Genomic DNA, 1,133 nt, shown 5'->3' with positions numbered 1-1,133 from the left:
ATAATATGGTCAAGCGAAAAAGGGTCTACGGAGGATGCCTAGGAGCTGCCAGGCGAAGAAGGACGTGATTAGCTGCGAAAAGCCGGGGGGAGGAGCCAATATCCCACGATCCCCGGGTCTCCGAATGGGGTAACCCGTTTGTCTGGATGACAAACATCTATACATGAATCAATAGTGTATAGAAGAAAGACGCAGGGAAGTGAACCATCTAAGTACCTGCAGGAAAAGAAATCTACTGAGATTCCCATAGTAGCGGCGAGCGAAGTGGGAAGAGCCCAAACCATGTATAGAAATATATATGGGGTTGTAGGACATATCTAGAACGCGAGTTCGTGAAGTAAGAAAACTGAAGGAAAGCAGAATTGTTTGGGAAAGCAAACCAAAGTGGGTGAAAGTCCCGTATGCGAAAGCCCGAAGACTTCATGAGATATGATCCTGAGTACGACGGGACACGAGGAATCCTGTCGGAAGCAGGGGGGACCACCCTCCAAGGCTAAATACTCGGCAGCTACCGATAGCGCATAGTACCGTGAGGGAAAGGTGAAAAGGACCCCGGGAGGGGAGTGAAAGAGAACCTGAAACCGTAGACTTACAAGCGGTCAAAGCCAAGCAATTGGTGATGGCGTGCCTTTTGTAGAATGAGCCTGCGAGTTACCGTATGTAGCAAGGTTAAGGGATAGGAGTCCCGGAGCCGTAGGGAAACCGAGTCTGAATAGGGCGTTAAGTTGCATGCGGTAGACCCGAAGCCAAGTGATCTATCCATGGCCAGGCTGAAGCCTCAGTAAAATGGGGTGGAGGGCCGAACCTAAATCCGCTGAAAAGGGTTGGGATGAGCTGTGGATTGGAGCGAAAGACTAAACAAACTTGGAGATAGCTGGTACTCCCCGAAATAGCTTTAGGGCTAGCGTTGTACGGACTGTCTCGGAGGTAAAGCACTGAATAGATGCGGGCCCTTCACCGGGTACCAAGTTTAATCAAACTCTGAATGCCGAGATACAATATACAGCAGTCAGACGGCGACTGATAAGGGCCGTCGTCAAAAGGGAAACAGCCCAGACCGACAGTTAAGGTCCCCAAGGTATGCTAAGTGGGAAAGGAAGTGCGATTGCACAGACAGCCAGGAGGTTGGCTTA

Annotated in this window: 1 rRNA gene; it reads left to right on the top strand. The window is 50.2% G+C overall.

Going from position 1 to position 1,133, the window contains the following annotated elements:
* Window positions 1–7: 7 nt before the first annotated feature.
* Window positions 8–1,133: ribosomal RNA gene (locus SOY52_RS11125) — 23S ribosomal RNA — on the top strand; the annotation flags it as partial.

The organism is Bullifex sp., from assembly GCF_034103065.1.
Lineage (GTDB): Bacteria > Spirochaetota > Spirochaetia > Sphaerochaetales > Sphaerochaetaceae > Bullifex.
Note: the sequence above shows the minus strand (reverse complement) of the source record. Positions and strands in the feature narration are given on the sequence as shown.